Here is a 26,281-nt window from a genome sequence, read left to right as displayed (position 1 = left end):
CGAACCTACCGACGCACTGTTGCCCTCCGCATCGGGGACGAGCCGGGCCGGCACCCTGACGGCGTCTCCGACCACGGTCGTACGCCGGGGGTGGAGTCTTCGGCGGCCCGGTGCGACGATCGGGTGATGGACGTCTTGCGAGTCGAGGAGTTGGCGGCGGTCCACCTGGGGCTGGCGGGCGAGAACGGCAGCGGGCGGAGTGCGACGACGTTGTACGGCCGGGCCGGGGCCCGCCTGCGGCAGACGTTGATCGCCCTGGAAGCCGGGCAGACGCTCGGCGAGCACCAGAGCCCGGGCGATGCGTCGCTGATGTGCCTGGAGGGCGACGTGGTGCTTCGGGCGGGTGAGGACGAGGTCGAGCTGCGGACGGGCGATCTGGTCGCGGTGCCGCCGCAGCGTCACGACGTACACGCGCGGGCCGCGTCAGTGCTGTTGCTGTCGGTCGCGTTGCACTGAGGCGGTCACGACCTGCGTTCGTCCGGCCGGAGGTTGCGGAGCGTCCAGAGCCCGTACAGCGCCAGGAGAGGCTTCGCGACGATCCACTCGCCCGGCCGGTAGTCGCCGGCCCGGACCAGTTTCCCGGCGAGATCGGGGCGCTGCCGGCGCAGGTACGCGCGTGCCTTCAGCGCATGCGCCGGCTGGGACGCGATCTTGATCCGATCGACGTCCTCGAGCAGCGGGATCACGTTGGTGACGTTCTCCCAGGTCGTCGCGCTCTTCTCCTCCAGCAGGACGGCGCCGCCGAACCCGGACACCGAGCGCGCATAGTCGGCCATCACGCTGGCCTCCGACGCCGCGCGAGTCGTCGTACCGCCGCTGAAGATCACGCAGGCGTCGTGCTCACGGTCAGCCGCGACGGAGCGCAAAGCGGCTCGGACCCGCCAGCGGTTGATGAAGTTCGCCGTCGGCTGGGGGTTGCGGAAGCCCAGCACGACCACCGCCTCGGTGGCGCCGTCGCCGTTGCCCACGAGGGTGCGTGACCAGCGCCAGTTCAACCACTCGCCCCACGCGAGCACCGCAGCCCCGGCGATCGCCAGTCCCGTCCTCCGCCGCATGCGCCGACTCTAGGCCACCGAGTCGACGCGATGCTCCGCCCCCGCGAACGTGAAGGTGCCGCCCGCGTGCAGGCCCTTGATCGCGGCGAAGAGCGGCGCGCCGGTGGTCATCCCCTCGTACGTGACACCGTCGCACTCGAACGGCGAGCTGACCACCCCGACGACGTAGTGGTCGCCGTCGAGGACGACGATCGCGCCCGGCCGGACCTCGCTGGTGGGGGTGAAGTCGATGCTCTCCGCGTTGGCCACGGTGCTGTGCTGCCGCTCTTCGACCTGCGCGTACAGTCCGCCCAGATCACCGGCCACGGCCGCCTGCGACTGGTCGTCGACCGAGAACGACGAGTCCTGGTCGAGCCTCGCCGCCGAGTCCTCGCGCCCCACCGCCGTCCCCGTCACCCGTTGCTGCGCCTCGAGATGCGCCAGCAGAGCCTCCCTGACCCGCAACTTCGCGTCGGCGTCCATCGCCTGTCCTCTCGTCGAGTACTGGTCAAGTGTCGCGCGGAACGCTCCGGAAAGTTCCGGAACCAGTTCCGGAACCGGCAGGGGGTGTTGGCAGGGGTGTTTCCGAACTTAGAGTCGGCCTGCTTGAAAGGGCTTTCCGGTCGACGGTGGAGGGTTTGTGAGGCGCACACTTGGGCTCGCGGTGACGGTGGGGATTGTGGCGGCGGGGCTCGCGGCCGGCGGTGGACCGGCCGCGGCGCAGCGCGGGGCGGTGGTCAGCGGCACGTACTCGAGCGGACCGGAGCACGCCTGGCAGTCGCTGCCCCCGACGTACGTCGGGAACGACACCGGTGCCGCGGACGCGACGGTGGTCATCGACCCGAGCGTCAGCCGCCAGCAGTACACGGGTGTCGGCTTCTCGCTCGACGAGACCAGCGTGTCGAACCTGTGGAAGCTGACACCGGCGGAGCGCGAGCGAGCGATCCGGCTGCTGGTGGATCCGCGGACCGGCGCCGGGTTCGACCGGTTCCGGTTGACGATCGGCAGCCCGGACCTGATCGAGCACCTGCCGTTCTGGTCGTACGACGAGTTGCCGGCCGGGGTCACCGAGGACCCGGCGCTGAAGTACTTCTCGATCAAGCGCGACGTCGACGCGCACATCGTCGACACGGTGAAGCTGATCCAGAAGTACAACCCGCGCGCGACGTTCTTCGCCTCCGCGTGGAGCGCACCGGCCTGGATGAAGACCAACAACCGGTTCACCGGCGAGGTCGCGCTGAAGCCGGGCAGCACGACGTCGTACCACCAGGTCGGCAAGCTCCGCGACGACCGCATCGACGTGTTCGCGCGGTACTACGTCAAGTACCTGCAGGCGTATGCGAAGCACGGCATCACGGTCGACGCGCTGACGCTGCTCAACGAGCCCGGGATCGACGTGGTGTACCCGGCGATGGACATCAGCGTCGAACAGCAGCAGAAACTCGCCGTCGCGATCAAGCGCGAGGTACGGCGGGCCGGGCTGCGGACCGAGCTGTACGTGCACGACTTCAACTTCTGGGACTGGCGCGACCCGAACAGCACGGAAACGAAGAACTACTACCGGATCTTCAACGATCCGGCGACCCGGAAAGCGGCGGACGCGATCGCGTTCCACCCGTACTGGGGCGACCCGGCGGTGATGCGGGACGCGTACGAGGAGTTCGGAAAACCCGTGCACATGACGGAAACGAGCGACCTCGACCCGGCCACGATCCTGAACTATTTCCGGCTCGACGCGGCGTCGTACGTCCTCTGGGCGCAGACCACCGACCAGGACGGCGGCACCCTGCACTGGACGCCGGCGCGTGACAACAACGTCGACTGGGAGGAAGTCGGCCGGACGACCAAATGGCCGAACCGGCTGGTGAAGGTCGACACGACGACGAAAACGTTTTCGGTGCGCTCCGAGCTCTACGCGATGGGCCAGTTCGCGAAGTACCTCGGACCGGAGCACACCCGCGTCGAGTCGAGCGGCGCCGCGAACGGGATCAGCAACGTGGTCTACAAGGACCGTGGCGACAACTTCGTCGCGATCGTTGGGAACGCCAACGCCACGCCGAGCGCGGTACGCGTCACGCTGGCGGGCAAGTCGTTCACCGTGACGGTGCCGGCCAACGCGTACGCGACGTACCGCTGGCACGGCGACGTGCCGCCGGCGCGCCACAACCACGCGCCGCAGTTCGGCGACGTACCGAATGTCGTCGCTGATCAGTACCGGACCACGCAGTTCCAGTTGCAGGCGACCGACGGTGACAAGGACCGGCTCGCGTACTACGCGACGGACCTACCGGCCGGCGTCAGCCTCGACGCGAACACCGGGACGGTCAGCCTGCAACCGACCGTCGTAGGGGAGCAGGACCTCAAGTTCCGCGTCACCGACGGCGCCGCGCACGACGAGGTCACGGTGCACGTCACCGTACGGCCGCACGGCGCACCGGTCGGCGCGAAGGTCGAAGCGGAGTCGTACGTCGCTCAGCACGGCTGGACCGACGGCGGCGCGAACTTCGTCGAGAGCAACCCCGCGGCGAGTGGAGGGAAGAACGTCGGCTGGACCGCGGCGGGGAACTGGCTCCAGTACCGCGTCGACGTGGCCCAGGGCGTCTACAACCTCGAACTCCGGGTCGCGAACGGCACCGGCGCGCCCGCCCCGGACGCGATCTCGATCCGCGACGCCGACGGCACCGTCCTCGCCAAGGTCACCGTCCCCGACACCGGTGGATGGGGCAACTACCAGTCGATCAGCACCCAGGTCACGCTTCCCGCCGGAGACCAGACGATCACGGTGTACTGCGAGACCGGTGGCTTCAACCTCGACTACCTCCGCCTGACCGCGTAACCGCGGTCCGGCGGAACCCGACACCCAGCGCGGTTGCCGGGTGGAATGAAACGTGTCAATCTGGATCGCCAGCCGGTGATCAAACTGCCGCTGCCAGAGCAGGATCCTGCATTGAAACGTAAGGAGTAGCAGTGGCGCGCATCGCTTTCCTGCACACCGGGGCCGTCGTCATCCCCACGTTCGCCGCCCTCGCCGCGGAGCATCTGCCCGGCGTCGAGGTGCAGAACCTGCTCGACGACAAGATCGTGGCCGACCTGGGGCGGGGCGTGCCGACCGAGCAGGTCGCGCAGCGCCTGGCCGACCTGGGCGACGCCGCAGTGGCTGCCGGGGCTGACGCAGTGCTGTTCACCTGCTCGTCGATCTCGCAGTACGCCGGACCGCTCGCCGATCGTCTCGGCGTGCCGGTGTATCGCGTCGACGAGGCGATGGCGGACGAGGCGGTGCGCGCCGGCGATCGCATCAGCGTCATCGCGACCCTGCCCACCACGGTGCAGCCGACCGCGGCGCTCCTGCGGGAGCGCGCCGAGCTCCACGGCCGTGACGTCCAGATCGACGAGGTCGTCGTACCGGGCGCCTTCGAGGCTGCCGTCGCGGGTGACCGCGCTCGCCACGACACGCTGGTGGCGGACGCGATCACGGCGGCGACCGGCGACGTGGTGGTGCTCGCGCAGGCGTCGATGGCGTCGGCGGCCGAGGGTCTCGCCCTCCCCGTCCCGATCCTCACCAGCCCCGAACGCGGCGTCCGCCGGCTGGCGGAGAACCTCCTGTAGTCAGGAAGCGCGCCGGGACCGCTTGCGAGCGTCGACGAAGCGGTCCAGCACGCCGTAGCCGGCGAGGCCGAGGACGGCGACGGCCACCAGGAACAGCACCACCGCGACGGTGATGTTCGCCGGTCGCGCGATCAGTCCGGCGACGAACAGGACGCCGCCGGTCACTGCGAAGGTCACGACCAGGCGGCGGCTCATCGGCTCGTAGATCACGACCGCGAGGCTATCGCGCCGCAAGTTCACCTCTTGACGGCACGCGGCCGCCTGCGGCACTGTTTACAGCGCTGTAGTACAGCGCTGTAAATCCGTCGAGCAGAGAGCAGGTCGATGCGTCCCGACATCGTCATCGTGATGACCGATCAGCAACGCGTGGGGCTGACGCGGCGCAGCGGGTACCCGGTGGACACCATGCCGTTCGTCGACGGCCTGGCCGAACGCGGAACGGATTTCCGGAACGCGTACACGGCCGCGCCGGCCTGCGTTCCGGCGCGGACCAGCCTGCTGACCGGGCGGTTCCCGAGCGTCCACCAGGTCCGGCAGAACAGCAACGCGCAGCACGCCAGCTACCAGCAGGACCTGCTCGACGTCCTCCGGGCCGCCGACTACCAGCTGCACTTCGCGGGCAAGCCGCACATGCATCGCGGCGCGCAGGACTTCGACACCTTCGCCGGACCGTACTTCCACACCCAAGGACCGGAGCGGAACGCGGCGGAACACGCTTTCGACGACTGGCTCGAGCGCCTCGACCACGGGGTCGCCGACGAGCCGACACCGCACCCGGTGGAGACGCAGCTGCCGTACCGGATCACCACCGACGCGCTGCGAGCCGTGCACGACGCGGACCCGGACCGGCCGGGCCTGTTCTGGGTCTCCTACCCCGAGCCCCACAACCCGTACCAGGTCCCGCAGCCGTACTTCGACCTGGTGAGACCCGAGGACGTCCCGGACCGTACAACGGGGCCGGAGGCAACCGAGATCAAGGGCGGCAGCTACGCCTGGCTGCGCAGGCTCCAGGAAGACAAACGCCCCGGGTACGACGACAACTGGCGCCGCTACACCGCCAACTACCTCGGCATGCTCCGCCTGCTCGACGACCAGATCCGCCGTCTGCACGACGGGCTGGCCCGGCGGAACCGGCCGCGGCTGACGATCGTGCTCGCCGACCACGGCGACTACGTCGGCGAGTACGGACTGCAGCGCAAGGGCGCCGGCCTGTCGGAGTTCCTGATGCGGATCCCGCTGATCGTCACCGGCGACGGCATCGAGGGACAGCGGCGCGACGAACCGGTGTCGATCGTCGACGTCCTCCCCACCGTCTGCGAAGCCGTCGGCCGTCCCATCCCCGACGGCGTCCAGGGCCGCAGCCTGCTTCCACTCGCCCACGGCGAGGAGGCGCCGCCCGAAGAGTTCCAGAGCATCGTCGCCGAGCAGGGCTTCGGCGGCCGCGCGTACGACGTGACGGCCCGGCCACCGCTGCACTTCGGGTACGACGGCCCGACGTTCGACGAACTCAACACCGTCACGCAGTCCGGCGCCGCCCGGATGCTGCGCAGCGGCAACTGGAAGCTCGTCGTGCACGCGGATCTCCGAGGCGAGCTCTACGACCTGGACACCGACCCGGCCGAGCTCGCCAACCTCTTCGACGACGACGCCCACCTGGCCGTCCGGGCACGCCTCCTGCACCAGCTCGCCCGCTGGCAGGCACGGCTGACCGACGACCTCCCGAACGGCAACTACACCTCCCTCCGCCTGCCCCACAACTGGCGCTGGGCTCCCAAGGAGAACCACCATGAACACGTTTAGCCGCCGCACCCTGTTCGGCCTCGGCGCCGCCACCGCCGCCGCGATCACGCTCCCCGGCTGCTCCGGGAAATCCGGTCCGATGCGAGTTTCCTGGTACGGCCCCGACCCGGTCACCAAGGCACTGAACAAGGCGCTCGACGCCTGGAAGTCGAGCGGCGGCGCGGAGTACGCCGCGGAGAGCGCCCCGTTCGACGACTACTGGGACAAGCTGGCCACGCAGACCTCCGGCAACAACGCACCCGACGTCCTGCGGATGTCGATGAGCTACTTCAGCGACTACGCGGGCCGGGGAGCGCTGAAGGACCTCGGATCGGCAAACATCGATACCTCGAGCCTGGACAAGGACGTCGCGAGCAGCGGCGAGAAGGACGGCAAGGACTACGGGATCGGGCAGAGCTCGATCAGCTACGCGATGTACGTCGACGAGGCCGCGATCAAGCGCGCCGGCGGCACGGTTCCGGCGCAGGGCTGGACGTGGGACGCGTTCGCCGAGTTCGCCCGGGACTACAGCGGATCGGTCCAGGGCTCGTACGGCTCCACCGACCAGGCCGGAAACTTCCAGCTGTTCGAGGTGTACGCGCGCCAGCACGGCACGGACCTGTTCTCCGACGACGGCGGAAAGCTTGCCGCCAGCAAGGACACCGTCGAGGAATGGTTCCAGTACTGGTCCGGGCTGCGGACCGCGAAGGCCGCCCCGCCGCAGAACGTCAGCGCGGAGACGACCGCGATCGAGAAGTCGCTGGTGGCCAAGGGCAAGGCGCCGCTCCAGTTCGGCTGGGTCCAGCAGGTCACGTTCTACCAGCCGCTGGTGAAGGGCCCGCTGAGCGTGCTGCCGGTTCCGCAGGGCAAGGCCGGCGACCTGTCCGGCCAGTTCGTCAAGGGGCTCGACCTGTGGTGCGTCTCGGCCGCGAGCAAGCACCCCGAGGACGCCGCGAAACTGATCGGGTTCCTGCTCAACGACGAGCAGGCGATCAAGGCGATCGGCATCCTGCTGGGGGTCCCGCCGTCGAAGAAAGCGCGTGATCTCGTGTCCGCGGACGCCGGGTCGGCCGGTGCCCGGGCGATCAAGTACGTCGAGAGCCTGACGGGCAAGGTCGGTCCGTCCCCGAAGCCGTGGCCCAAGGGGTACGGCGAGCTGCTGACCGGGTTCGGCCGGATCGCGGAGAACATCGGTTTCGGAAAGACCACGCCCGCCGCCGGTGCCCAGGAGTTCGTGGACCTGGCCGGAAAGACGCTCGGGCAGTGATCGCCCGGCTCCGGCAGAGCGTTCCGGCGTACCTGTTCCTGCTGCCCTGGCTGATCGGGTTGCTCGGGCTGACGATCGGCCCGATGGTGCTGTCGCTGTACTACTCGTTCACCGACTATGCGCTGCTCAACACCCCCGAGTGGACGGGGCTGCACAACTACACGGCCCTGTTCCAGGACTCGCGGTACCTGCAGTCGCTCAAGGTCACCTTCATCTACGTCGGCGTCTCGGTGCCGCTCGAGATGGCGTTCGCGCTGGCGGTCGCCGTACTCCTGAATCGCGGACTCAAGGGCCTGGCCGTCTACCGGGCGCTGTACTACGTCCCCAGCCTGCTCGGCGGAAGTGTCGCGATCGCGCTGCTGTGGCAGCAGATCTTCGGCAGCGACGGCCTGCTGAACGACATCCTCGGCGTCTTCGGCATCCACGGCCGCGGCTGGATCTCCGAGCCCGGCACCGCGTTGTGGACCCTGATCGTGCTGCGGGTCTGGCAGTTCGGCGCCCCGATGGTGATCTTCCTGGCCGGTCTGCGGCAGATCCCGGACGAGGTGCTCGAGGCCGCCGAGGTGGACGGTGCGGGCCGCTGGCAACGATTCTGGCGGGTGACGCTGCCGCTGCTCTCGCCGGTGGTGTTCTTCAACCTGGTGCTGCAGATCATCGGCGCGTTCCAGGCGTTCACGCCGGCGTTCGTGATCAGCGGCGGCAAGGGCGGCCCGTCGGACTCGACGCTATTCTACACGCTCTACCTGTACCAGCAGGCGTTCGGGAACTTCCGGATGGGCTACGCCGCCGCGATGGCCTGGGTGCTGCTGCTGATCATCGCGGTCTTCACCGGGCTGAACTTCGTCCTCGGCCGCACCTGGGTGTTCTACGGAGACGAAGGGGTACGGCGATGAAACGCGTACTGGCGCACGCGGGGCTGGCGGCCGGGGCACTGGTGATGCTCTACCCGCTGCTGTGGATGATCAGCGCCTCGCTGCGGCCGAACACCGAGATCTTCGAGCGTCCCGGGCTGATCCCCGAGCACCCGACGCTCGGGAACTACGCGCTCGGCTGGTCCTCGACCGGGACCAGTTTCGGCATCTACCTGATGAACTCGCTGATCATCTGCGCGGCGGTCGTGATCGGCAACGTGCTGACCTGCTCGCTGACCGCGTACGCGTTCGCGCGGCTCACCTTCGTGGGCCGGAAAACGTTGTTCGGGTTGATGCTGGCAACGATCATGCTGCCCGGTCACGTGACGCTGATCGCGCAGTACTCGATTTTCCGGAACCTGAACTGGATCGACACGTTCTGGCCGATGATCGTGCCGAGTTTCCTGGCCACCGACGCGTTCTTCGTGTTCCTGATGGTGCAGTTCATCCGCTCGATCCCGGTCGAGCTCGACGACGCGGCCCGGATCGACGGCTGCGGCGCCTGGGGCATCTACCGGCGGATCATCCTGCCGCTGCTGTCGCCGGCGCTGGTGACGACGGCGATCTTCTCGTTCATCTGGACCTGGAACAACTTCTTCAGCCAGCTGATCTACCTGTCGACCAGGACCCGGCTGACCGTGCCGGTCGCGTTGCGCGGGTTCCTGGACGCCACCGGCAGCTCGGAGTGGGGAGCGTTGTTCGCGATGAGCGTGGTCACGCTGGTGCCGGTGGTCGTGGTGTTCGTGGTGTTCCAGCGGCGGATCCTGGCCGGAATGGCCCACACCGGCCTCAAATGAGATCCTGCCAGCTATGAGGCCGCGCCTGACCGACGTCGCCGAGGCGGCCGGTGTGTCGATGAAGACGGTGTCGAACGTCGTCAACGGCGCCGAGCACGTCCGCGAGGAGACCCGGCAACGGGTGCTCGCCGCGATCGACAAGCTCGGGTACCGGCCGAACATCGCGGCCCGCAACCTGGCCCAGGGCCGCAGCGGCGTGATCGCGCTCGCCGTACCGCAGCTCGACCGGCCGTACTTCGCCTCGCTCGCGGCCCGGATGCTCGACGAGGCGGAGTCGTTCGGCTGGATCGTCCAGTTCCACCAGACCGGCGGCCGACGCGAGGCCGAGCTCGCGCTGCTGACCGAGCGGCACCCGGCCCGGCTCGACGGGATCGTGATGAGTCCGCTCGGTCTCACCCCGGAGGACGTGCAGGGCCGGGACCCGGCGCTGCCGCTCGTCCTGCTCGGCGAGAAGGCCGGCGTCGAGCACCACGCGGACCACGTCGGCATCGACAACCGCGAGGCCGGCAAGGTCGCGACCGAGCATCTGCTCGAGCTCGGCCGCCGGCAGGTGATGGCGCTCGCGCCGGGGCCGCGGATGGACGACGAGCGGATCAACGGCTACCGCGACGCGCTGACCGCCGCCGGGCTGCCGGTCGACGAGGACGTCGTGCTCCCGACCGGGGGCCTGCGCGGCCAGGACGCCGAGCGCACCCTCGGCGAGTGGCTCGACTCCGGACACGCACCGCCGGACGCGGTCTTCGCGGCCACCGACTGGCTGGCGATGGGCGCGATCCGCGCGCTCGTCCTGCGCGGACTGCGGGTGCCGCAGGACGTGGCCGTGGTCGGCTTCGACGACATCCCGTACGACCTCGCGACGCTGCCGACCCTGACCACGGTCGCGCCCGACCGGGTCGCCATCGCGCGGCTGGCCCTGCAGGCGCTCAAGGACCAGCGCCCCGACGCCGAACCCGTCCGCCGCCAGGCTCCGTTCAGTCTCGTCGTCCGGGAGAGCACCACCGGCATCGGTTGACACTGGCGCATCTCCCGCGCGCACCCGAGACTGGCGGCATGGGTGGGGGAATGGTGGCCATGCTGTTCTCGGACATCGAAGGATCGACGCTGCTGCTGCGCCGGTTGGGGGACCGGTACCTCGATGCGCTGGAGGACCATCGGCGGATCCTGCGCGCCGTGTGGACGGCGTACGGCGGAACCGAGATGGGGACCGAGGGCGACAGCTTCTTCGTTGTGTTCGGCACCGCCGGGGACGCGATCCGGGCCGCGGTCGACGGGCAGCGACAGCTCGACGAGCACCAGTGGCCGGACAACGAGCGGCTCCGCGTGCGGATGGGCATCCACACCGGTGCGCCGGGCGTGTACGACGGCGACTTCTGGGGGATGGACGTCCATCTCGCCGCGCGGATCGGGGCGGCCGCGCACGGCGGGCAGATCGTGGTGTCGGCGGTCACCGGTCAGCTCACCCAACTGCCCGACGGCGTCACGCTGCGCGATCTCGGCACGCATCACCTGAAGGACATCCCGGAGCCTGAGCACCTCTTCCAGGTCACCGTCGACGGCCTGCAGCCCGAGTTCCCGCCGCCCCGCACGCTCGGTACGTCGACGAGCCTGCCGTCGCCGGCCACGCCGCTGCTCGGGCGCGAGCCGGATCTCGGCCGCATCGCCGAGCTGCTCGGCCGGCCCGACGTACGGCTGGTCACGCTGACCGGACCGGGCGGAGCGGGCAAGACCCGCCTGGCGATCGGTGCGGCCGCGGAGCTGACCACCAGGTTCCCGGGCGGGGTGTATTTCGTCCCGCTCGCGGCGGTCACGTCCGCGCCGGTGCTGTGGACGACGATCGCCGAGGTTCTCGACATCCCGCCGCGGGAGCGCGGCCGGGTCGTCGCCTACCTGGCGCAGCGGACGCTGCTGCTCGTCCTCGACAACCTCGAGCAGTTGCCCGACGCCGGGAAGGTCGTCGCCGAGATTATCGAGGGCGCGCCGCACGTCCAGCTGATCGCCACCTCGAGACGAGCGCTGGGACTCACCGGCGAGTACCAGCATCCGGTGCTGCCGCTGCCGGTCGCGGACGACGCGGACTCGGCCGCCGTCCAGCTCTTCGTGCAACGAGCCCAGGCCGTCCGGCCGGCCTTCACGCTGACCGCCGAGAACACCGCGGATGTGGTCGCGATCTGCCGCCGGCTCGACGGGCTCCCGCTGGCGATCGAGCTGTGCGCACCGCGGATCCGGCTGCTCAACGTCAAGGAGCTGCTCGCCCGGATCGACCAGTCGCTCGACATCGCGTCCACCAGTACGACGACCCCGGAGCGCCAGCGGACGCTGCGCGACACCATCGCCTGGTCGTACGAGCTGCTCGGCCCCGAGCATCGCCGTACGTTCCGCCGGCTCGCGGTGTTCTCCGGCGGCGCCGACCTGGCCGCGGTCGAGAAAGTTGCTACCGGCATCGACCTGCTCGATGCGGTCGCCGAGCTGCACGACGCCAACCTGATCACGGTGTACGACGGACCGGAGGGGACCCGCGTACGGATGCTGGAGACGATCCGCCGGTACGCCGCCGACGAGCTGCGAGCCGCGGACGAGGATGCCGGCGTCCGCGGTATCCACGCCGGCTACTACGCCGACCTTGCCGAGATCATCGAGGACACCAAGAAGACCACGTCCGACCTGCCGCGCGATCGTGCCGAGATCGACCTCGACAACTTCCGTGCCGCGCTCACCTGGGCGACCGGCCACGACGTACGGACCGCTCTCCGGCTCTGTTCGGCCCTGGCCTGGGTCTGGATCGTCGGCGGCTACCTGGCCGAGAGCCGCGCGTGGCACGAGCAGGTCGTCGCCGCCGCCGGTACGACGCCCTCGCCGGAGCTGGCTGCCTGTCTGCGCGGACTCAGCAACGTCTTGCTCATCCAGGGGGAGGCGGAGCACGCCGAAGAGGTGGCGGCCCGCAGCGTCGAGATGGCCCGGAGCCTCGGCGATCCGGCCGGCATCGCGTACGGAATGACCGTGCTCGGCTCGATGCAAGGCCAGCGAGGGGACACACGCGCGGCGCGGGCGACGCTGACCGAGGCCGTGGAGCGGCTCCGCCCCTTGGACGACCAGTGGCGGTTGGCCCGGGTGCTCAACCACCTGGGCGGGATCGAGGAGGACCTCGGCAACTTCGAGCACGCCGAGGAGCTGCTCCGTGAGTCGCTGAGGATCACCGAGTCGCACGGGGACGTGCACGAGCTCGCCGTCGTGGGGCAGAACCTGGCCTACCTGCTGACACTCGCCGGCCGTCTCGACGAGGCCGGCGAGCTGGCCCGTGATCTGGTTCCTACCGTGGTGGCGCTCGGCAGCCCGACTCTCACGATGGCGTTCTCGAACACCGTGATGAACCTCCTGATCCGGCGCGGCGACCCGGTCCGCGCCGCCGAGCTGTTCGGCGCGGAGGAGGCGATGAGCGAGCGGCTCGAGATCCCCAACCCTTACCGGGAGGAGGAGCTCGCGGAGGCCCTGGACCTCGTCGGCGACACGCTGCCGCGCGAGGACTGGGACCGCCACCGGCAGTCCGGCCGCACCCAGCGCGTCGAGGAACTGCTCGCCCGCGTGTCGCTCTGAGGGCCCGGTGCTACGGCTTTCGAATGGTTGACCACGGATAGTGGTAACTCCATACTTCTCTCACCGCCGTGGGCGGTTTGGGGGCAGTTTTCTGGGGTTTTTCACATGGGGATGGGGGGCTTGCTATGCATGCCTGGAAGTTACTTCGTGCTGCGCTGGTGACGGCGGTCGCCGGCGCAACCTTGGTGGCGGTTCCGGCGACCGCCGATGCTGTACCGCCGACCAGCGCGATCGAGGTCGGCGCGACGTCGGTGGCCCGGGGCGCGACCTTCACGGTCACGCAGACCGTCTACAACGACCGGGACTTCACGATCACCGGCGGCAAGGCCGGGCTGTACGCGAAGGAGACATCGCTGCCGGCGATGGTCGAGCTGGTGTCGTGTCCTGGTGCGTTCGCGTGTGACACGCTCGGCAGCAGCGTCCGCGGCGGCGTCGCCGACGTGCCGCCGGGCGAGTCCAGGACCGTGGTCTTCACGTTGCGGGTCAAGGACGACGCCCCGCTCGGGACGATCACGCTGCAGCACCAGTTCATCGGTGAGAACTACGCGTTCGAGACCTTCGACGGGCCGCCGCTCGAGATCAAGGAGGCGCCGCAGTTCGCCGACGTCTCCGTCGCGCTGAGTGCCTCGGTGCAGATGGTGCGGACGGCGCGGATCACGTACACGATCACGGTCAAGAACAACGGGCCGAACCCGGCGACCGGTGTCCGGGTGGTCGCGACGGCTCCGGCCGCGACGGCGTACTACGCGAGCACCTGCACGCGGGTCGGCACCACCCGGTCGGTGAACTGCGACTTCGCCACGCTGGCCAGCGGCGAGACCGTGACCCGGACGCTGACGGCGAACACCGGGATGCTCACGGCCGGCACGCTGACCGCGACGGCGCAGCGTACGGCGAGCTCGCCGACCGACCCGGTGGCGGCCAACGACAAGGCGACGCGCAGCTGCAGCGCCGTGACGGGGCTGATCGTCCGCTGCTGACACAGCACTGAGGTTTCTGCGACGGCCGGCGGCCGCGGGTTCTCGAGTCCCCGCGGCCGCCGGCTCTTTTGCTGTCCACGTCTTGCATCGAGGGGTGGGTGAGGTTTACGGTCCGGGTTAACGTTTAAGTGAGTGTTAGTGAGCACTTCTTCGAAACTTGGAGCAACTATGATCAGTCGGCGGCGGTTCCTGCAGGTGACCGGTGCGGCGATTGCCACCTCCTCGCTCGCGGCCTGTGGTGACGGCGGAGCGTCGAACGGTGGTGCGAAGGCGTCGGGCGAGCTCAAGCTGCCGACGTACAAGCCGTTCGAGGGGCTGCACCCGGAGCTGCCGGGTGCCGAGTCCGGTCTCGAGCCCGGGTTCCTGAAGTTCCCGGCGGACGCGGTCGCCAGCGTCAAGGCGCCGCCGCTGAAAGGCCCGGTCACCGCGCTGACCGAGACGTTCGCGACGCCGCCGCCGCCGATGGGCAGCAACCCGATGTGGCAGGCGCTGAACTCCGCGCTCGGTGGTGAGCTCCGGCTGACCATCGGCACCGACCCGGGCTACCCGGAGAAGTTCGCCACGCTGCTGGCCAGCGACTCGCTGCCGGACCTGATGTGGCTGCCGCCGAACCAGGGCATCCCGAACATCGGCCCGATGCTCGAGGCGAAGTTCCAGGACCTGACCAAGTACCTGTCCGGGGACGCCGTGCTGGAGTACCCGAACCTGGCCGCGCTGAAGCCGGCCTCCTGGCGGACCGCGGTGGTGAACGGGAAGATCTGGGGCGCCCCGATCCCGTCGACGCCGTTCGGCCAGGTGATGATGGGCAACCCGAAGACCTGGGCGAAGGTCGGCGGCCTGCAGTGCTCGACCGCCGACGAGTTCTTCGCCAAGTGCAAGGAGCTGACCAACGGCACGAACTACGCGCTCGAGCCGGCGATCATCAACATGCTGCACATGTTCGGCGAGTGGTTCGGCGCCCCGAACGGCTGGCGGGTCAACCAGGACCGGTCGCTGACCCACCTGTACGAGACCGACAACTACAAGGCCGCCGTCGAGTACGCCGCCAAGCTCTGGGCCGCCAAGGTGTTCTACCCGGACCTGAACCTGGCCGACGCCACGCCGAAGACCGTGAACGGCCAGATCGCCGCGCAGGTCACGGTCGGCCCGCGGGCGACCGCCGACTTCCGCAACCTGGACCCGACGCTGTTCGTCGACACGATGATCCCGTTCGGCCACGACGGCAAGGCCAAGCCGGTCTACGACATGGGCTACGGCACGGTCGGGTTCACGCCGTTCAAGAAGACCGACGAGGGCCGGATCCGCGAGCTGCTCGCGCTGATGGACTACCTGTCCGCGCCGTTCGGCACCAAGGAGTACCTGGTCAAGAACTTCGGCGTCGAGGGGCAGCAGTACCAGCTCGACGGGCAGGGCAACCCGGTGCTGACGAAGGCCGGCCAGCAGCAGGCGCCCGGTCTGGTCAGCGCGCTGCAGATCATGAACTCGCCGGAGAGCGTGATCTTCAACCCGGCGTTCCCCGAGGACACCAAGAAGATCTACGCGACCGAGCAGCAGCTGCTGAAGTTCGCGATGCGCAACCCGACCGCGGGCACGTACTCCGACACCAGCAGCAAGGTCGGTCCGAAGCTGACCGCGGCGTTCCGGGACACGATCGTGGACATCGTCACCGGCCGGCAGAAGATCGACGCGTACGACGAGGCGCTGAAGCGCTGGAAGTCCGGCGGCGGTGACAAGATGCGCGACGAGTTCGCGGCCGTACTGCCGGCGAGCGTTCCGGTCACCGGCTCGTGATGCTGAAGTCGAGTACCCCGAAGCGGCAGGCCAAGAACGGCCTGCCGCTGAAGGCGAAGTGGGCCCGGGACTGGCAGATGGTGCTGCTGATGATCCCCGGCGTGCTGTTCCTGCTGGTGTTCTTCTACCTGCCGGTGCTCGGAAACGTGGTCGCTTTCCAGGATTTCCAGCCCTACCTCGGCATCATGCACAGCGAGTGGAACGGCCTGCAGAACTTCCTCAACCTGTACGACAACCCGGACTTCTGGGACGCGCTGCGGAACACGCTGCTGCTGGCCGGCGTCCAGCTGCTGCTGTTCTTCCCGGTGCCGATCGGGCTGGCGCTGATCGTCGACTCGCTGGTCAGCAACCGTTTTCGGCGCTGGTTCCAGACCATCGCGTACCTGCCGCACTTCCTGTCCTGGGTGCTGGTCGTGACGCTGTTCCAGCAGTCGCTCGGCGGGGCCGGGTTCGTCAACAACCTGCTCCGGCAGGCCGGCCTGGACCCGATCCCGTTCATGACGAACCCGGACACCTTCCCGCTGCTGGTCGTCGCGCAGCTGATCTGGAAGGACGCCGGCTGGGCGATGATCATCTTCCTCGCGGCGCTGACCACGGTGGACGTGTCGCTGTACGAGGCCGCCGCGGCGGACGGCGCCGGACGCTGGCGGCGGCTGTGGCACATCACGCTGCCGTCGCTGCGGACCGTCATCGTGCTGCTGCTGATCCTGCGGATCGGCGACATCCTCAGCGTCGGGTTCGAGCAGTTCATCCTGCAACGCGACTCGGTCGGTCCGGGCGCCGCCGAAGTACTGGACACGTTCACGTACTACGCCGGCGTGGTCGGCGGTGACTGGAGCAGCGGCGCCGCGGCCGGCTTGGCCAAGGGTGTCGTCGGAGCCCTGCTGCTGTGGGGCGCGAACACGCTGGCCCACCGCTTGGGTGAGCCCGGCATCTTCCAGAAACGAGGCGCTTCATGAGACCGGTGTGGAAGGAGAACCCTTCTCCGGCGTACCAGGCGATCAAGGCCGTCGTGCTGGGCGGCTTCGCGCTCGTCATCGTGATCCCGATCCTGGTCGTGATCTCGACGTCGCTGGCCAGCGACAAGGACATCATCGACGCGGGCGGGTACGTGCTGTGGCCGTCGCATCCGACGTTCAAGGCGTACCAGACGCTGTTCTCCGGCGGCCTGATGGGACGGGCGATCCTGGTCAGCGTGTTCGTGACCCTGGTCGGTACGGCGATCGCGCTCGCCGTCACGATCGCGCTCGCGTACGCCACCTCGCGGCCGGTGCTGTTCGGGCGGCCGGTGCTGCTGATGGTGCTGTTCACGTTGCTGTTCGCGCCGGGGATCATCCCGATGTTCCTGGTGGTCAAGCAGCTCGGCCTGCTCGACAGCCTGTGGTCGCTGATCCTGCCGGGGGCGCTGGGCGCCTTCAACTTCGTTGTCCTGCGCACCTTCTTCATGAACGTGCCGGGCGAGCTGCTGGAGAGCGCGCGGATCGACGGCGCGAGCGACTTCACCATCCTGCGCCGGATCGTGATGCCGCTGTCGAAGGCGGTGATCGCGGTCGTCGGGCTGTTCTACGCGGTCGGGTTCTGGAACGCGTTCTTCAACGCCTTGCTGTACCTGAACGACACCTCGAAATGGCCGGTCCAGGTGATCCTGCGGACCTACGTCCTGCAGGGCAAGTCGCTGTCGGCCGACCAGCTCGGCGTGCATCCGCCGCCGCAGCCCCAGTCGCTGCAGATGGCCGTGGTGGTGGTCGCGCTGGTCCCGATCGCGATGGTGTACCCGTTCCTCCAGCGGCACTTCACCAAGGGCGTCATCACCGGTGCGGTCAAGGGCTGATCTGCAAGAATCGACATATGTCCTCACCTTTGGCTGAGCGGCCGACGCTGCGGATGGTCGCGAAGGAGGCCGGTGTCTCGGTCGCGACCGTGTCCTACGTGCTCTCCGGACGGCACCGCAGCCACACGATCAAGGACTCGACCGCGGACCGGGTCCGCGAGGCCGCGTCGCGGCTGGGCTACCGGCGCAACGACGCGGCCCGCGCGATCCGGACCGGCAAGTCGGACCTGGTCCTGCTGTCGCTGAACGTGCTCGCGGATCCGTGGTCGCAGGCGGTCGCGGCCACCGTCAGTACGGCGGTGACCCCGCTCGGCAAGACCGCGCTGATCGTCGCCGACGGGGACTGGCGGACCGTGCTGTCGAACCGGACGCCCGACGTGATCTTCATCGACAGCGTCGCGCCGGACCCGGACCAGGTCGCGGAGCTGGCGGCGTTCGCGGCGCAGGGCGTGCAGATCGTCGTCTTCAGCGAAACCCTCGAGCCGCAAGGCTTCGACGTGATCCGGTCCGGCGCCGAGCCGCGCTGCCATCTCGCGGTCGAGCATCTGCTGGAGCACCACGACCGGGTCGGCGCGCTCACCTCACGGACCACCGGGTTCGCCCGCTTCGACGCGTACCTGAACACCCTGCGCGCGGCGGGCCAGCCGATCCGCGACGAAGACATCGAGATCTTCGAGCAGCACCCCGAAGGCGCGTACCGGGCCGCGATGGCGCTGCTCACCAAGCCCGACCGGCCGACGGCGATCTACTGCACGACGGACTTCGCCGCGATCGCCGCGGTCCGGGCGGCGCACCGGCTGCGGATCGACGTACCGCGGGAGCTGGCGATCGTCGGCGTCGGCAACACGCCCGAGGGCGAGCATCTCGACCCGTCGCTGTCGACGGTCGGACCGGTCGACTTCAACGAGGCGCTGGCGAAGATCATCGTCGGCCGGCTGACGGACCGGGAGGGTGCGCCCGGCGAGGTGTTCGATTTCCCCTGGCAACTCATCGTTCGGGAGTCTTCTTGAGTCAACCCAACGTCGTCCTCATCTGTGTCGACGAGTGGCGTGGGGACGCGATGTCGTGCGCCGGCCACCCGTACGTCGAGACGCCGCACCTGGACGAGCTGGCGCGCAGCGGGGTGCGGTTCAGCCGCGGCTACTCCGCGACACCGACGTGCGTGCCGGCCCGGGTGGCGTTGTTCACCGGACAGTCGCAGGAACGGCACGGGCGGGTCGGGTACACCGACGGCGTACCGTTCGATGTCGCGCACCCGGTGACGGTGCAGGGCGAGTTCCGCCGGGCCGGGTACCACACGCAGGCGATCGGGAAGATGCACGTCCACCCGGAGCGGGCGCGGCTCGGTTTCGACGACGTGGTCCTGCACGACGGGTTCCTGCACCACGCCCGGCGTACCCACCGGCAGCAGTTCGGGTTCTTCGACGACTACGTGCCCTGGCTGCGGCGGCAGCCCGGGGTGTCGCCGGACGCGGAGTACTTCGATCACGGGGTGAACTGCAACTCGGTGGTCGCGCGGCCGTGGGACAAGGCGGAGGAGCTGCACCCGACGCACTGGATCGGTACGCAGACGATCGAGTGGCTGTACCGGCGGGATCCGTCGCGGCCGTTCTTCCTGTACCTGTCGTTCCATCGGCCGCACCCGCCGTACGACCCGCCGGCGTGGGCGTTCGACCAGTACAACGCGCTCCCGGCGTACGAGTGGGAGTTGGGCGACTGGGAGGGCGACTGGGACGAGTTCCGCCAGGACGGTGACTACCAGGCGTCGATCGGGGACCTGCCGGACCGGGTCGTGCACCGCGCGCGGGCCGGGTACTACGGGCTGATGGCGCAGATCGACCTGCAGATCAACCGGATCCGCGAGGCGCTGGTCGACTTCGGGGTGTACGACGACACGATCTTCGCGTTCACGTCCGACCACGGCGAGATGATGGGCGACCACCGGATGTTCCGGAAGTCGGTGCCGTACGAGGGATCGGCCCGGGTGCCGTTCATCGTCGCGGACCGCGCTTCGGCCGGTGGCGCCGTCCGCGGCGGGGTCGTGGACCAGGTCGTCGAGTTGCGTGACGTGATGCCGACGCTGCTCGACCTGGCCGGCGTACCGGTCCCGTCAACGGTCGACGGCGTCTCGCTGGCGCCGTTCCTGCGCGGGGAATCGGCGCCGGTACGGGAGTGGTTGCACGGCGAGCACCTGCACTTCGGGCAGTCGATCCAATGGGTGACGGACGGGAGGACGAAATACGTCTGGGGCTCCGAGCGGGGCGTGGAGCAACTGTTCGACCTGGTCGAGGATCCCGGTGAGCTGCGGAACCTGGTGAAGACCCAGCCCGAGCTGCGGGACCTGTGGCGGGGCCGGCTGATCCAGGACCTGACCGGGCGCGAGGAAGGGTTCGTTGCCGACGGCAATCTGGTGACCGGGCGACCGGTGACCGCGATCCTCGAACACACCAGGGAACGCGTTGCACGCGCCGCCGTCTGACGACTGGGAGCCGATCGACATCGGCGAGTCCGACACGTCCGTCTACCGCCGCGGCAACACCTTCGCCAAGTGCTGCGCGCCCTCCGGCATCCCCGACCTGACCGCCGAACGCGACCGCATCAGCTGGCTCGCGGGAACAGGCTTCCCCAGCGCCTCCGTCCTCGACTGGATCGAGCTGGACGGGCCGGGTGGGGCGTGTCTGGTGACTTCGGCGGTGCCCGGGGTTCCGGGAGACAGTCTGCCGCCGGCAGCGCACGATCGTGCCATGCGGAGCCTCGGCGTGGTTCTTCGTGAGCTGCATTCGCTGGCCGACTGCCCGTTCGAGCGGCCGCTCGCGGACGTGATCGCGACGGCGGCCGACGTCGTCCGGCGGGGTGCGGTGAATCCGCAGTTCCTCACCGACGAGTGGCGGCGGCTGGATCCTGCCGAGTTGCTGGAGCAGGTCGTTGCCGAGCGCTCGTATGTCGAGAGCGTGCTGGAGCCGGTCCTCTGCCACGGCGACGCGTGCCTGCCGAACGTGCTCTTCGACCCCGGCACGCTGGCCGTCACCGGGCTGATCGACCTCGGCCGGCTCGGCGTCGCCGACCGGTACACCGACCTCGCGCTCACGACGATCCAGCTCCACGACGAGTGGTCCGCGGACCCGGCGCCGTTCCTCGCGGCGTACGGTGTGCCGGATCCGGACCCGCGCCGTCTGCACTTCTTCCGCCTCCTCGACCCGCTCACCTGGGGCTGACCATGAGAGTCGACGTCATCGCGCTGGTGGTCTCCAGCCGGCATGCCTACGAAGGCCGCCCGCAGGACGGACCACGCCCCGACCCGGAGTCGACCGACCGTTCGTCGATCGAGGTCCGGGCCGGCCTGGGCATCGTCGGCGACCGGTACTACGCCCAGTCGATCCACAAGAACGCCGCCGTCACGCTGATCGATGGTGCCGCGCTGGACGAGGTCGTGGAGAAGCTCGGGCTGCCCGGGCCGCTCGACCCGCGGCTCACGCGGCGCAACATCGTCCTGCGCGGTTTCCCGATCGACGAACTCGCCGCACACCGGACCGCCGACGGCACCCGGGTCGACGGGCGCCGGTTCGTGCTGGATTCTGGCGACGGGCCGGTCACCTTCCAGGCCAACCGGCCGGCCAATCCGTGCGCCTGGATGGACACGGTGCTGGCGCCGGGCGCGATGAAGGCGCTCCGCGGCCGCGGCGGGATCCGGGCGACGCCGCTCACCTCGGGCGTCCTGCGACTCGGCCCGGCCGAGCTCACCGTGCTGAACTGAGGCCCGCTCGACAGGAGGTGTCGGCCGGGCGGGTAGTGCACCTGAGCGTGATCGTGTCCGCACGTACGGCGTCTCGCGGGTGCACTACCTGTCGAGCTGCCGGGCTGAGGCCTGGCGAGCGGTCGAGTGGTTGCCCTTTCGGGCAGTTTTCGGCCCTTGTGTTTACTGTCGAGGGGTGAGGCTGCTGGGCGCTCTGGTCGTGGTGCTGGCGCTGGCCGGATGCAGCGACGTCGCTCCGTCCGGCGAATCACCCCTGCCGTCCACCAGCTCCGCCCCACCGACCGCCGCCGACCCGCCGACCACCGCCGACCCGTCAACCAGCGCGGCCTCGCCGTCCACCGCGGCCCCGTCGAGCCCGGCGCCGTCCAGTTCCACCCCGCCGTCCGCGACTGCCTCGCCGAGCCGCACCCCGACGTCCGCGAGGCCGACGGTGGCGGGGCCGGTGACGATGTCGATTCCTGCTATCGGCGTGCGCAACCTCCGAGTGGTCGCCTACACCGGCACCGCGGACGACCGCCCCGGCACCCGGATCCAGGACCGCGGTTTCGCCGCCAGCCCCCGCGGCGAGGCCGGTGGCGTCGGGCCCGGCGAGATCGGGAACTTCATCGTCACCGGGCACCGCGTGAGCCACAACCGCCCCCTCGAGCACGCGCCGGACCTCCGCACCGGCGACCACGTCCTGATCACGGCCGGCGGGACGGTCTACGACTACGTGATCAACCGGACGATGACGATCTCGTTCCGCAAGCCGGCCGAGAAGGCACAGCAGAACGCCGCCGTCCCCGGGAACCCCGGCGCCACTCCGACGCGGGCGATGATCACCATCTCCACCTGCGCCACCCCGGAGGACCACGCGGCCGGCAACTACTGGCACGACGAACTCGGCAACCCCGAACACCGCATCAACAAGATCGGCACCCTGGTCGCCACCCGATCGTGAATCAGGGGGTCGGGTGGAGTTCCCGGATCAGTGTGGTGGGCTTCCCGGCAAGCGCGGCCGGCAGCAGGCTGCGCAGGCCCGGGAGCCTGAGCACCTTCAGCATCACGCGCCGTGCGACCAACTCGGTCCGCGACCCCGGTAGGAACCAGCGCGCCGCCGAGCGCCCGACCTTCTGCTTCTCCTCGACGACAGGTCGCCAGACCTTCTCGTACTCCGCCATCCCCGCCTCGATCGAGGACGAGCTGACGAGTTTCTCCGCGAGTACGAACGCCCCGGCGATGCCCAGCGACGCACCCTGCCCGGCGAGCAGTGACACGGCCCCGCACGCGTCCCCGACCAGCGCGACGCGACCTGAACTCCACCGCGGCATCACGATCTGCGCGACCTGGTCGTAGTAGATCTGGTCGTCGTCAGGGCACAGCGAGAGCGCCCGCGGCACCACCCAGCCGAGATCCGCGTACGCCGTCCTGATCGCCGCCCGCGCGTCCGCCGGCACCGCGGGATCGGCCGTCCGGTGCACCGCGAACGACGCCACCCGCCCGTCCCGCAGCGAGTAGAACCCGAACTGGCTGCCCATCGTGTCGGTGAGACAGAACCGCCCGCCGACCTCGTCATGGATCTCCGGCGCGTCGAAGCTGTACGCCGCGGTGTGGAACCCGAGGAACCGCAGATAACCGGCCTCCGGCCCGAACACCAGCCGGCGGACGGCCGAATGGATGCCGTCGGCACCGATCAACAGGTCCCCGGCCGGCGCCGACCCGTCCGCGAGCTCGACCTGTACGCCGTCCGCGCGCGGCGTGACGCCCGTGAGCGTGGCGCCGTACCGCAGGTCGACGGCGCCCGGCAGGTGCTCGCGGAGAACCTGTTCCAGATCGGGCCGCATCACGCTGAGCAGGTCGCCCTCGGCGAACCGCAGGATGTCGATACCCGCCTGCTTCCGGCCGTGGTCGTCGACCAGGACCGCCTCGTCGACGTGGTACGCGACCTCCTGCAGCGCGGGCAGCAGACCCATCGCGCTCATCGCGTCGTACCCCGGGCCGAAGAAGTCGATCATGTAGCCCTGCGGGCGCGGCCCCGGGCTGCGCTCGAGCAGCGTGACTTCCTGGCCGAGCGCCGACAGCCGGTTCGCCAGCGCGAGTCCGGCGATCCCGGCCCCACAGATGATCACGTGCATGCTCACCTCACCAGCCTTCGCAGAACGGTGGTCACGGCAGGGGATTCCGGCCCGAGGGCCCGATGCAGAAGGAGCCCGTCCACGGTTGCCGCGAGCACTGCGGCGGTCGCGGCCGGATCGTCGACCTGATGGATCGCGAGCCAGTCAGCCAGGCGGGTCCGGAACTCCGTCACCACCGTGGCGATCTGTGCGCGGAGGCGCTCGTCGCGGGTCGCGGCCAGATAGGCCTCGACGAAGAGCAGCGACATCGGGTCGGTTCCGTCGTACTGCTCGACCGCGGCCAGCATCGCGTCCACGGCGGCGGCCGGGGTGGGCGCGGCCGTGAAGTCGGTCGCCTCGACCACCTGCCGCATGGTGGTGATCACGGCCTCGGTCAGCACCTCCTGGACCGACGCGAAGTGGTAGTGCACGACGCTCGGCGTGACGCCGGCGCGCTCGGCCAGGATCCGCGTGCTCACCGCCGACCAGCCCCGCTCGGGGATCAGCTCCGCGGCGGCGGTCAGCAGCCGCTGCCGCACTTCCTGACCTTGTTTCGCCGTCGGCGCCATTCTCATCCTCCAGGGCGATCGTCCTGTACGATCGTCCTGATCTTAGGACGCGCCACAGCCCGGGACAAGGTGGGCCGGACCTACTTACGGCCGAACTTCCACCACTTCGGCTTGTTCATCTTGATCTCGTCCGCGGTCATCGGCGGCGGGACCGGTGGCCGGGACTCCTCGGTGAGGAAGTCGCCGGACTCGGTGTCGTACGGCGTGACGCCGAGCCGCCGGCTGATCTCCATCACGATCGGGATCGACCGCGGGCCGTCGTTCAGGTAGAAGGTGATGTCGCGGACCTCGACGCCCTTGCCGATCGTCATCTCGACGTCGTACTCCGGACTTCGCAGCGCCAGCCAGGACGGCTTGCTCGTGTCCACGTCCGGCACCACTTCCCGGACGGTGGCCACCACGTCGGTCGCCGTACCGACCGACGGCGGCTCGTAGTCGACCGGTACGTCGTCGAGGCGTCGAATGCCTCCTGGCCCGCGCATCGCGTAAACAGCCCAGCTCATGCCCCCAGCATGCCAGGCGGGTCAGCGCTTGCGGGCGGCGAGGATCGCGAACGTGAGGTTTTGGCCGTTGTCGGCCTCGAGCATGTCGAGGGCGCCGTCGCGTTCGCCACGGTGCTCCGAGAGCGCGTGGGCCCAGCGGACCCAGTCGGCCCAGCCGTTCTTCTGCAGGCGCGCGGCGGTGACGTCGACCAGTTCGGTGATCTCCCACTGGAACCGCCACCAGTCCGCCGTGTGCCAGGCCAGCGCCTCCCATCCGACGAGCTTCTTGATGTGCTCCGGGATGTGCCCGAGGTCGCGGACCTCCTGCCGCATCGCCGGGGTCGCGACGCCGAACTGCCCACCGGGTTTGAGGAAGCTCGTGATGTAGGCCAGGTAGTTGTCCGCGGTCCCGAAGTACTCGTAGGCGTCGATGCAGACGATCGCGTCGAAGAAGCCCTTGGCGAACGGCAGGTCGTGGGCCTCGGCCCTCAGCGTGACGACGTCGGGCGAGTCGATGTGGGCGGCCGCCTCGGTCGGGTCGATCCACAGGTCGGCGGCCCAGACCTGCACGCCGTACTCCTTCGCGAGGAAGACCGCGGTCGCGCCCTTGCCGGAGCCCAGGTCGAGCACGCGCATGCCGGGGCGCAGGTCGAGGTCGCGGGCGAGGTCCTCCAGCAGCCACAAGGGATTCGGGCCCATGTCCCTGGCCAGCAGCCAGTCCGCGTCGTACGTGCTGGATCGTGGGTAGTCGTCGTGCTTCAGGTCCGTCACCCGGCACAGGGTAGCGGCGTCAAAACGGGGTGTGCCCGGCATTTTCCGCCCGCACAGTAGGGGGATGACTGAACTCGATCCGGCGATTCGTTCCTTCTATCGGGACCGGTACCTCGAGAACGACCGGCTGGTCGTCCCCGGGCACGGCCGGCTCGAGTACTTGCGGACCCAGGAGCTGCTGCGCCGCTGGCTGCCGCCCGCGTCCGTCGTCCTGGACGTCGGTGGCGCGACCGGCGTTCACGCGCGCTGGCTGGCTGCGGACGGGCATCGGGTGACGCTCGTGGATCCGGTGGTGGAGCACGTGGAGCAGGCGGCGGCGATCGGCACGTTCGCGGCCGAGGTCGGTGACGCGCGTGCGCTCCGGCAGCCGGACGCGAGCGTCGACGTGACGCTGTTGCTCGGGCCGCTCTACCACCTGGTCGACCCGGCGGACCGTGCCCGGGCGCTGGCCGAGGCGGTCCGGGTGACGCGGTCCGGCGGGGTGGTGGTCGCGGCGGCGATCAACCGGTTCGGCGGTCTGCTCGAGGCCGGTAGCAACGGAACGCTCACCGACGACAACCTGCCCCTCTTCGTGGACGCCTTCCGTTCCGGCAGTATCGACGGCTCCCACGGCTTCACGGTCGCCTACTTCCACCACGCCGACGAACTCGCCGCCGAAGCCATTGCGGCCGGCCTCGAAGACGTCGAGGTCCTGGGCGTGGAAGGCCCGGCCGCCAACATCCTCCAGAACGCCGCCCCGGACACCATCGACCGCCTGCTGCCCTCTGCCGCCCTCCTGGCCCGCCAGGTCGAGTCCGACCCCAGGCTCCGGGCCGGCAGCCCACACTTCCTCGGGTACGGCCGCGTAGTCGGCTGACCACGATGTGTGCACGGGTCGCGGAACGGTGTCAATAGGTGCAATCCGGTTCACCGCATGGCGGTCCAGGCCGTAATATCAGCCGGCGGCCGGCACTGGGGGTGTTCCGGCCTGTCTGACGAATCGGGTGGGACCGGCGACGACCGGTGACTGGGGAGAAGCGGAAACT

General features: G+C 69.5%; 27 protein-coding genes. 19 read left to right on the top strand and 8 right to left on the bottom strand.

All coding sequences use genetic code 11. From position 1 onward, the window contains the following. The first annotated feature begins 126 nt into the window (after window positions 1-126). Window positions 127-456: a cupin domain-containing protein gene (locus ABZW60_RS04905; RefSeq protein WP_355474107.1), complete on the top strand. Its 330-nt coding sequence runs from the start codon at window positions 127-129 to the stop codon at window positions 454-456. A 5-nt stretch (window positions 457-461) separates the two neighbouring features. On the opposite strand, the gene ABZW60_RS04900 is transcribed toward ABZW60_RS04905, so the two are convergent. Together ABZW60_RS04900 and ABZW60_RS04895 are read right to left on the bottom strand one after the other, a co-directional pair. Then, the gene (locus ABZW60_RS04900) at window positions 462-1,055 is read right to left on the bottom strand and encodes a YdcF family protein (protein ID WP_355474105.1); all 594 of its coding nucleotides are present in this window, start codon (window positions 1,053-1,055) and stop codon (window positions 462-464) included. Between the two features lie 9 nt (window positions 1,056-1,064). Continuing rightward, window positions 1,065-1,517: a hypothetical protein gene (locus ABZW60_RS04895; protein WP_355474103.1), complete on the bottom strand. Its 453-nt coding sequence runs from the start codon at window positions 1,515-1,517 to the stop codon at window positions 1,065-1,067. Between the two features lie 157 nt (window positions 1,518-1,674). On the opposite strand from ABZW60_RS04895, the gene ABZW60_RS04890 reads away from it, so the two are divergent. Together ABZW60_RS04890 and ABZW60_RS04885 are read left to right on the top strand one after the other, a co-directional pair. Continuing rightward, on the top strand, window positions 1,675-3,870 hold the full coding sequence (locus ABZW60_RS04890; RefSeq protein ID WP_355474101.1) for a carbohydrate-binding protein: 2,196 nt from the start codon (window positions 1,675-1,677) through the stop codon (window positions 3,868-3,870). 131 nt (window positions 3,871-4,001) lie between these two features. Beyond that, window positions 4,002-4,640 (top strand): aspartate/glutamate racemase family protein, encoded by a 639-nt coding sequence (locus ABZW60_RS04885; protein WP_355474099.1) that lies wholly within the window; start codon window positions 4,002-4,004, stop codon window positions 4,638-4,640. Here ABZW60_RS04885 and ABZW60_RS04880 read toward each other — a convergent pair whose 3' ends face one another. Then, complete coding sequence (locus tag ABZW60_RS04880) at window positions 4,641-4,850, bottom strand: hypothetical protein (protein WP_355474097.1); 210 nt, start codon at window positions 4,848-4,850, stop codon at window positions 4,641-4,643. It abuts the gene before it with no gap. Window positions 4,851-4,964: 114 nt separating this feature from the next. On the opposite strand from ABZW60_RS04880, the gene ABZW60_RS04875 reads away from it, so the two are divergent. The 14 genes from ABZW60_RS04875 to ABZW60_RS04810 all read left to right on the top strand — a co-directional run bounded on the left by ABZW60_RS04875 (window position 4,965) and on the right by ABZW60_RS04810 (window position 21,341). Next, a complete protein-coding gene (locus ABZW60_RS04875) occupies window positions 4,965-6,440 on the top strand; it encodes a sulfatase-like hydrolase/transferase (protein ID WP_355474096.1) in 1,476 nt (491 codons plus the stop codon). Further along, window positions 6,427-7,686 (top strand): extracellular solute-binding protein, encoded by a 1,260-nt coding sequence (locus ABZW60_RS04870; RefSeq protein ID WP_355474094.1) that lies wholly within the window; start codon window positions 6,427-6,429, stop codon window positions 7,684-7,686. Before ABZW60_RS04875 ends, ABZW60_RS04870 begins: the two co-directional genes overlap by 14 nt. Then, the gene (locus ABZW60_RS04865) at window positions 7,683-8,579 is read left to right on the top strand and encodes a sugar ABC transporter permease (protein ID WP_355474092.1); all 897 of its coding nucleotides are present in this window, start codon (window positions 7,683-7,685) and stop codon (window positions 8,577-8,579) included. The genes ABZW60_RS04870 and ABZW60_RS04865 overlap by 4 nt, the downstream gene beginning before the upstream one ends. Next, window positions 8,576-9,394, top strand: a complete 819-nt coding sequence (locus ABZW60_RS04860; protein ID WP_355474091.1) for a carbohydrate ABC transporter permease — start codon at window positions 8,576-8,578, stop codon at window positions 9,392-9,394. Before ABZW60_RS04865 ends, ABZW60_RS04860 begins: the two co-directional genes overlap by 4 nt. Window positions 9,395-9,407: 13 nt before the next feature. Further along, window positions 9,408-10,406 carry a LacI family DNA-binding transcriptional regulator gene (locus ABZW60_RS04855; protein ID WP_355474089.1) on the top strand — a complete coding sequence of 333 codons (999 nt, stop codon included), beginning with the start codon at window positions 9,408-9,410 and terminating at the stop codon, window positions 10,404-10,406. Window positions 10,407-10,444: 38 nt separating this feature from the next. Continuing rightward, a complete protein-coding gene (locus ABZW60_RS04850; RefSeq protein WP_355474087.1) occupies window positions 10,445-12,985 on the top strand; it encodes an adenylate/guanylate cyclase domain-containing protein in 2,541 nt (846 codons plus the stop codon). A 125-nt stretch (window positions 12,986-13,110) separates the two neighbouring features. Next, complete coding sequence (locus tag ABZW60_RS04845; protein WP_355474085.1) at window positions 13,111-13,965, top strand: hypothetical protein; 855 nt, start codon at window positions 13,111-13,113, stop codon at window positions 13,963-13,965. Window positions 13,966-14,133: 168 nt separating this feature from the next. After that, window positions 14,134-15,756, top strand: coding sequence for a sugar ABC transporter substrate-binding protein (locus ABZW60_RS04840; RefSeq protein ID WP_355474083.1), 1,623 nt, complete (start codon window positions 14,134-14,136; stop codon window positions 15,754-15,756). Continuing rightward, window positions 15,756-16,715: an ABC transporter permease subunit gene (locus tag ABZW60_RS04835; protein ID WP_355474081.1), complete on the top strand. Its 960-nt coding sequence runs from the start codon at window positions 15,756-15,758 to the stop codon at window positions 16,713-16,715. The genes ABZW60_RS04840 and ABZW60_RS04835 overlap by 1 nt, the downstream gene beginning before the upstream one ends. Beyond that, entirely contained in the window at window positions 16,712-17,587 is an 876-nt protein-coding gene (locus ABZW60_RS04830) for a carbohydrate ABC transporter permease (protein ID WP_355474079.1), read from the top strand. Before ABZW60_RS04835 ends, ABZW60_RS04830 begins: the two co-directional genes overlap by 4 nt. Window positions 17,588-17,604: 17 nt before the next feature. Further along, window positions 17,605-18,597: a LacI family DNA-binding transcriptional regulator gene (locus ABZW60_RS04825; protein WP_355474078.1), complete on the top strand. Its 993-nt coding sequence runs from the start codon at window positions 17,605-17,607 to the stop codon at window positions 18,595-18,597. Further along, window positions 18,594-20,066: an arylsulfatase gene (locus ABZW60_RS04820; RefSeq protein ID WP_355474076.1), complete on the top strand. Its 1,473-nt coding sequence runs from the start codon at window positions 18,594-18,596 to the stop codon at window positions 20,064-20,066. Before ABZW60_RS04825 ends, ABZW60_RS04820 begins: the two co-directional genes overlap by 4 nt. Further along, window positions 20,047-20,802, top strand: a complete 756-nt coding sequence (locus tag ABZW60_RS04815; RefSeq protein ID WP_355474074.1) for an aminoglycoside 3'-phosphotransferase — start codon at window positions 20,047-20,049, stop codon at window positions 20,800-20,802. The genes ABZW60_RS04820 and ABZW60_RS04815 overlap by 20 nt, the downstream gene beginning before the upstream one ends. Before the next feature lie 2 nt (window positions 20,803-20,804). After that, window positions 20,805-21,341, top strand: a complete 537-nt coding sequence (locus tag ABZW60_RS04810; protein WP_355474072.1) for an MOSC domain-containing protein — start codon at window positions 20,805-20,807, stop codon at window positions 21,339-21,341. 162 nt (window positions 21,342-21,503) lie between these two features. On the opposite strand, the gene ABZW60_RS04805 is transcribed toward ABZW60_RS04810, so the two are convergent. Further along, complete coding sequence (locus ABZW60_RS04805) at window positions 21,504-21,818, bottom strand: hypothetical protein (protein WP_355474070.1); 315 nt, start codon at window positions 21,816-21,818, stop codon at window positions 21,504-21,506. Between ABZW60_RS04805 and ABZW60_RS04800 the strand changes: the two genes are divergently transcribed. Next, on the top strand, window positions 21,811-22,281 hold the full coding sequence (locus ABZW60_RS04800; protein WP_355474068.1) for a class E sortase: 471 nt from the start codon (window positions 21,811-21,813) through the stop codon (window positions 22,279-22,281). The two genes, ABZW60_RS04805 and ABZW60_RS04800, sit on opposite strands and share 8 nt — an antisense overlap. Window position 22,282: 1 nt before the next feature. Here the strand turns inward: ABZW60_RS04800 and ABZW60_RS04795 are convergent, their stop codons facing one another. The 4 genes from ABZW60_RS04795 to ABZW60_RS04780 all read right to left on the bottom strand — a co-directional run bounded on the left by ABZW60_RS04795 (window position 22,283) and on the right by ABZW60_RS04780 (window position 25,256). Beyond that, a complete protein-coding gene (locus ABZW60_RS04795; RefSeq protein WP_355474487.1) occupies window positions 22,283-23,455 on the bottom strand; it encodes an FAD-dependent monooxygenase in 1,173 nt (390 codons plus the stop codon). A gap of 2 nt (window positions 23,456-23,457) precedes the next feature. Beyond that, a complete protein-coding gene (locus ABZW60_RS04790) occupies window positions 23,458-24,003 on the bottom strand; it encodes a TetR family transcriptional regulator (RefSeq protein WP_355474066.1) in 546 nt (181 codons plus the stop codon). An 80-nt stretch (window positions 24,004-24,083) separates the two neighbouring features. Beyond that, window positions 24,084-24,506 carry a hypothetical protein gene (locus ABZW60_RS04785; protein ID WP_355474064.1) on the bottom strand — a complete coding sequence of 141 codons (423 nt, stop codon included), beginning with the start codon at window positions 24,504-24,506 and terminating at the stop codon, window positions 24,084-24,086. 21 nt (window positions 24,507-24,527) lie between these two features. Then, window positions 24,528-25,256, bottom strand: coding sequence for a methyltransferase domain-containing protein (locus ABZW60_RS04780; RefSeq protein WP_355474062.1), 729 nt, complete (start codon window positions 25,254-25,256; stop codon window positions 24,528-24,530). Window positions 25,257-25,320: 64 nt separating this feature from the next. Here ABZW60_RS04780 and ABZW60_RS04775 point away from each other — a divergent pair, with 64 nt between their 5' ends. Beyond that, complete coding sequence (locus tag ABZW60_RS04775; RefSeq protein WP_355474060.1) at window positions 25,321-26,112, top strand: class I SAM-dependent methyltransferase; 792 nt, start codon at window positions 25,321-25,323, stop codon at window positions 26,110-26,112. The last annotated feature ends 169 nt before the right edge of the window (window positions 26,113-26,281 follow it).

Origin of the sequence: Kribbella sp. NPDC003557 (genome assembly GCF_040610805.1) — a bacterium.
In the GTDB taxonomy this organism is placed as follows: Bacteria; Actinomycetota; Actinomycetes; order Propionibacteriales; family Kribbellaceae; genus Kribbella.
Note: the sequence above shows the minus strand (reverse complement) of the source record. Positions and strands in the feature narration are given on the sequence as shown.

Bases quoted from the DNA above. Each gene is read 5' to 3' on its own strand.
- ABZW60_RS04860 (WP_355474091.1), top strand. From the start codon at position 8,576: ATGAAACGCGTACTGGCGCACGCGGGGCTGGCGGCCGGGGCACTGGTG.
- ABZW60_RS04790 (WP_355474066.1), bottom strand. From the start codon at position 24,003: ATGGCGCCGACGGCGAAACAAGGTCAGGAAGTGCGGCAGCGGCTGCTG.
- ABZW60_RS04875 (WP_355474096.1), top strand. From the start codon at position 4,965: ATGCGTCCCGACATCGTCATCGTGATGACCGATCAGCAACGCGTGGGG.
- ABZW60_RS04855 (WP_355474089.1), top strand. From the start codon at position 9,408: ATGAGGCCGCGCCTGACCGACGTCGCCGAGGCGGCCGGTGTGTCGATG.
- ABZW60_RS04840 (WP_355474083.1), top strand. From the start codon at position 14,134: ATGATCAGTCGGCGGCGGTTCCTGCAGGTGACCGGTGCGGCGATTGCC.
- ABZW60_RS04870 (WP_355474094.1), top strand. From the start codon at position 6,427: ATGAACACGTTTAGCCGCCGCACCCTGTTCGGCCTCGGCGCCGCCACC.
- ABZW60_RS04905 (WP_355474107.1), top strand. From the start codon at position 127: ATGGACGTCTTGCGAGTCGAGGAGTTGGCGGCGGTCCACCTGGGGCTG.
- ABZW60_RS04850 (WP_355474087.1), top strand. From the start codon at position 10,445: ATGGGTGGGGGAATGGTGGCCATGCTGTTCTCGGACATCGAAGGATCG.
- ABZW60_RS04835 (WP_355474081.1), top strand. From the start codon at position 15,756: ATGCTGAAGTCGAGTACCCCGAAGCGGCAGGCCAAGAACGGCCTGCCG.
- ABZW60_RS04785 (WP_355474064.1), bottom strand. From the start codon at position 24,506: ATGAGCTGGGCTGTTTACGCGATGCGCGGGCCAGGAGGCATTCGACGC.
- ABZW60_RS04775 (WP_355474060.1), top strand. From the start codon at position 25,321: ATGACTGAACTCGATCCGGCGATTCGTTCCTTCTATCGGGACCGGTAC.
- ABZW60_RS04900 (WP_355474105.1), bottom strand. From the start codon at position 1,055: ATGCGGCGGAGGACGGGACTGGCGATCGCCGGGGCTGCGGTGCTCGCG.
- ABZW60_RS04810 (WP_355474072.1), top strand. From the start codon at position 20,805: ATGAGAGTCGACGTCATCGCGCTGGTGGTCTCCAGCCGGCATGCCTAC.
- ABZW60_RS04795 (WP_355474487.1), bottom strand. From the start codon at position 23,455: ATGCACGTGATCATCTGTGGGGCCGGGATCGCCGGACTCGCGCTGGCG.
- ABZW60_RS04830 (WP_355474079.1), top strand. From the start codon at position 16,712: ATGAGACCGGTGTGGAAGGAGAACCCTTCTCCGGCGTACCAGGCGATC.
- ABZW60_RS04845 (WP_355474085.1), top strand. From the start codon at position 13,111: ATGCATGCCTGGAAGTTACTTCGTGCTGCGCTGGTGACGGCGGTCGCC.
- ABZW60_RS04825 (WP_355474078.1), top strand. From the start codon at position 17,605: ATGTCCTCACCTTTGGCTGAGCGGCCGACGCTGCGGATGGTCGCGAAG.
- ABZW60_RS04895 (WP_355474103.1), bottom strand. From the start codon at position 1,517: ATGGACGCCGACGCGAAGTTGCGGGTCAGGGAGGCTCTGCTGGCGCAT.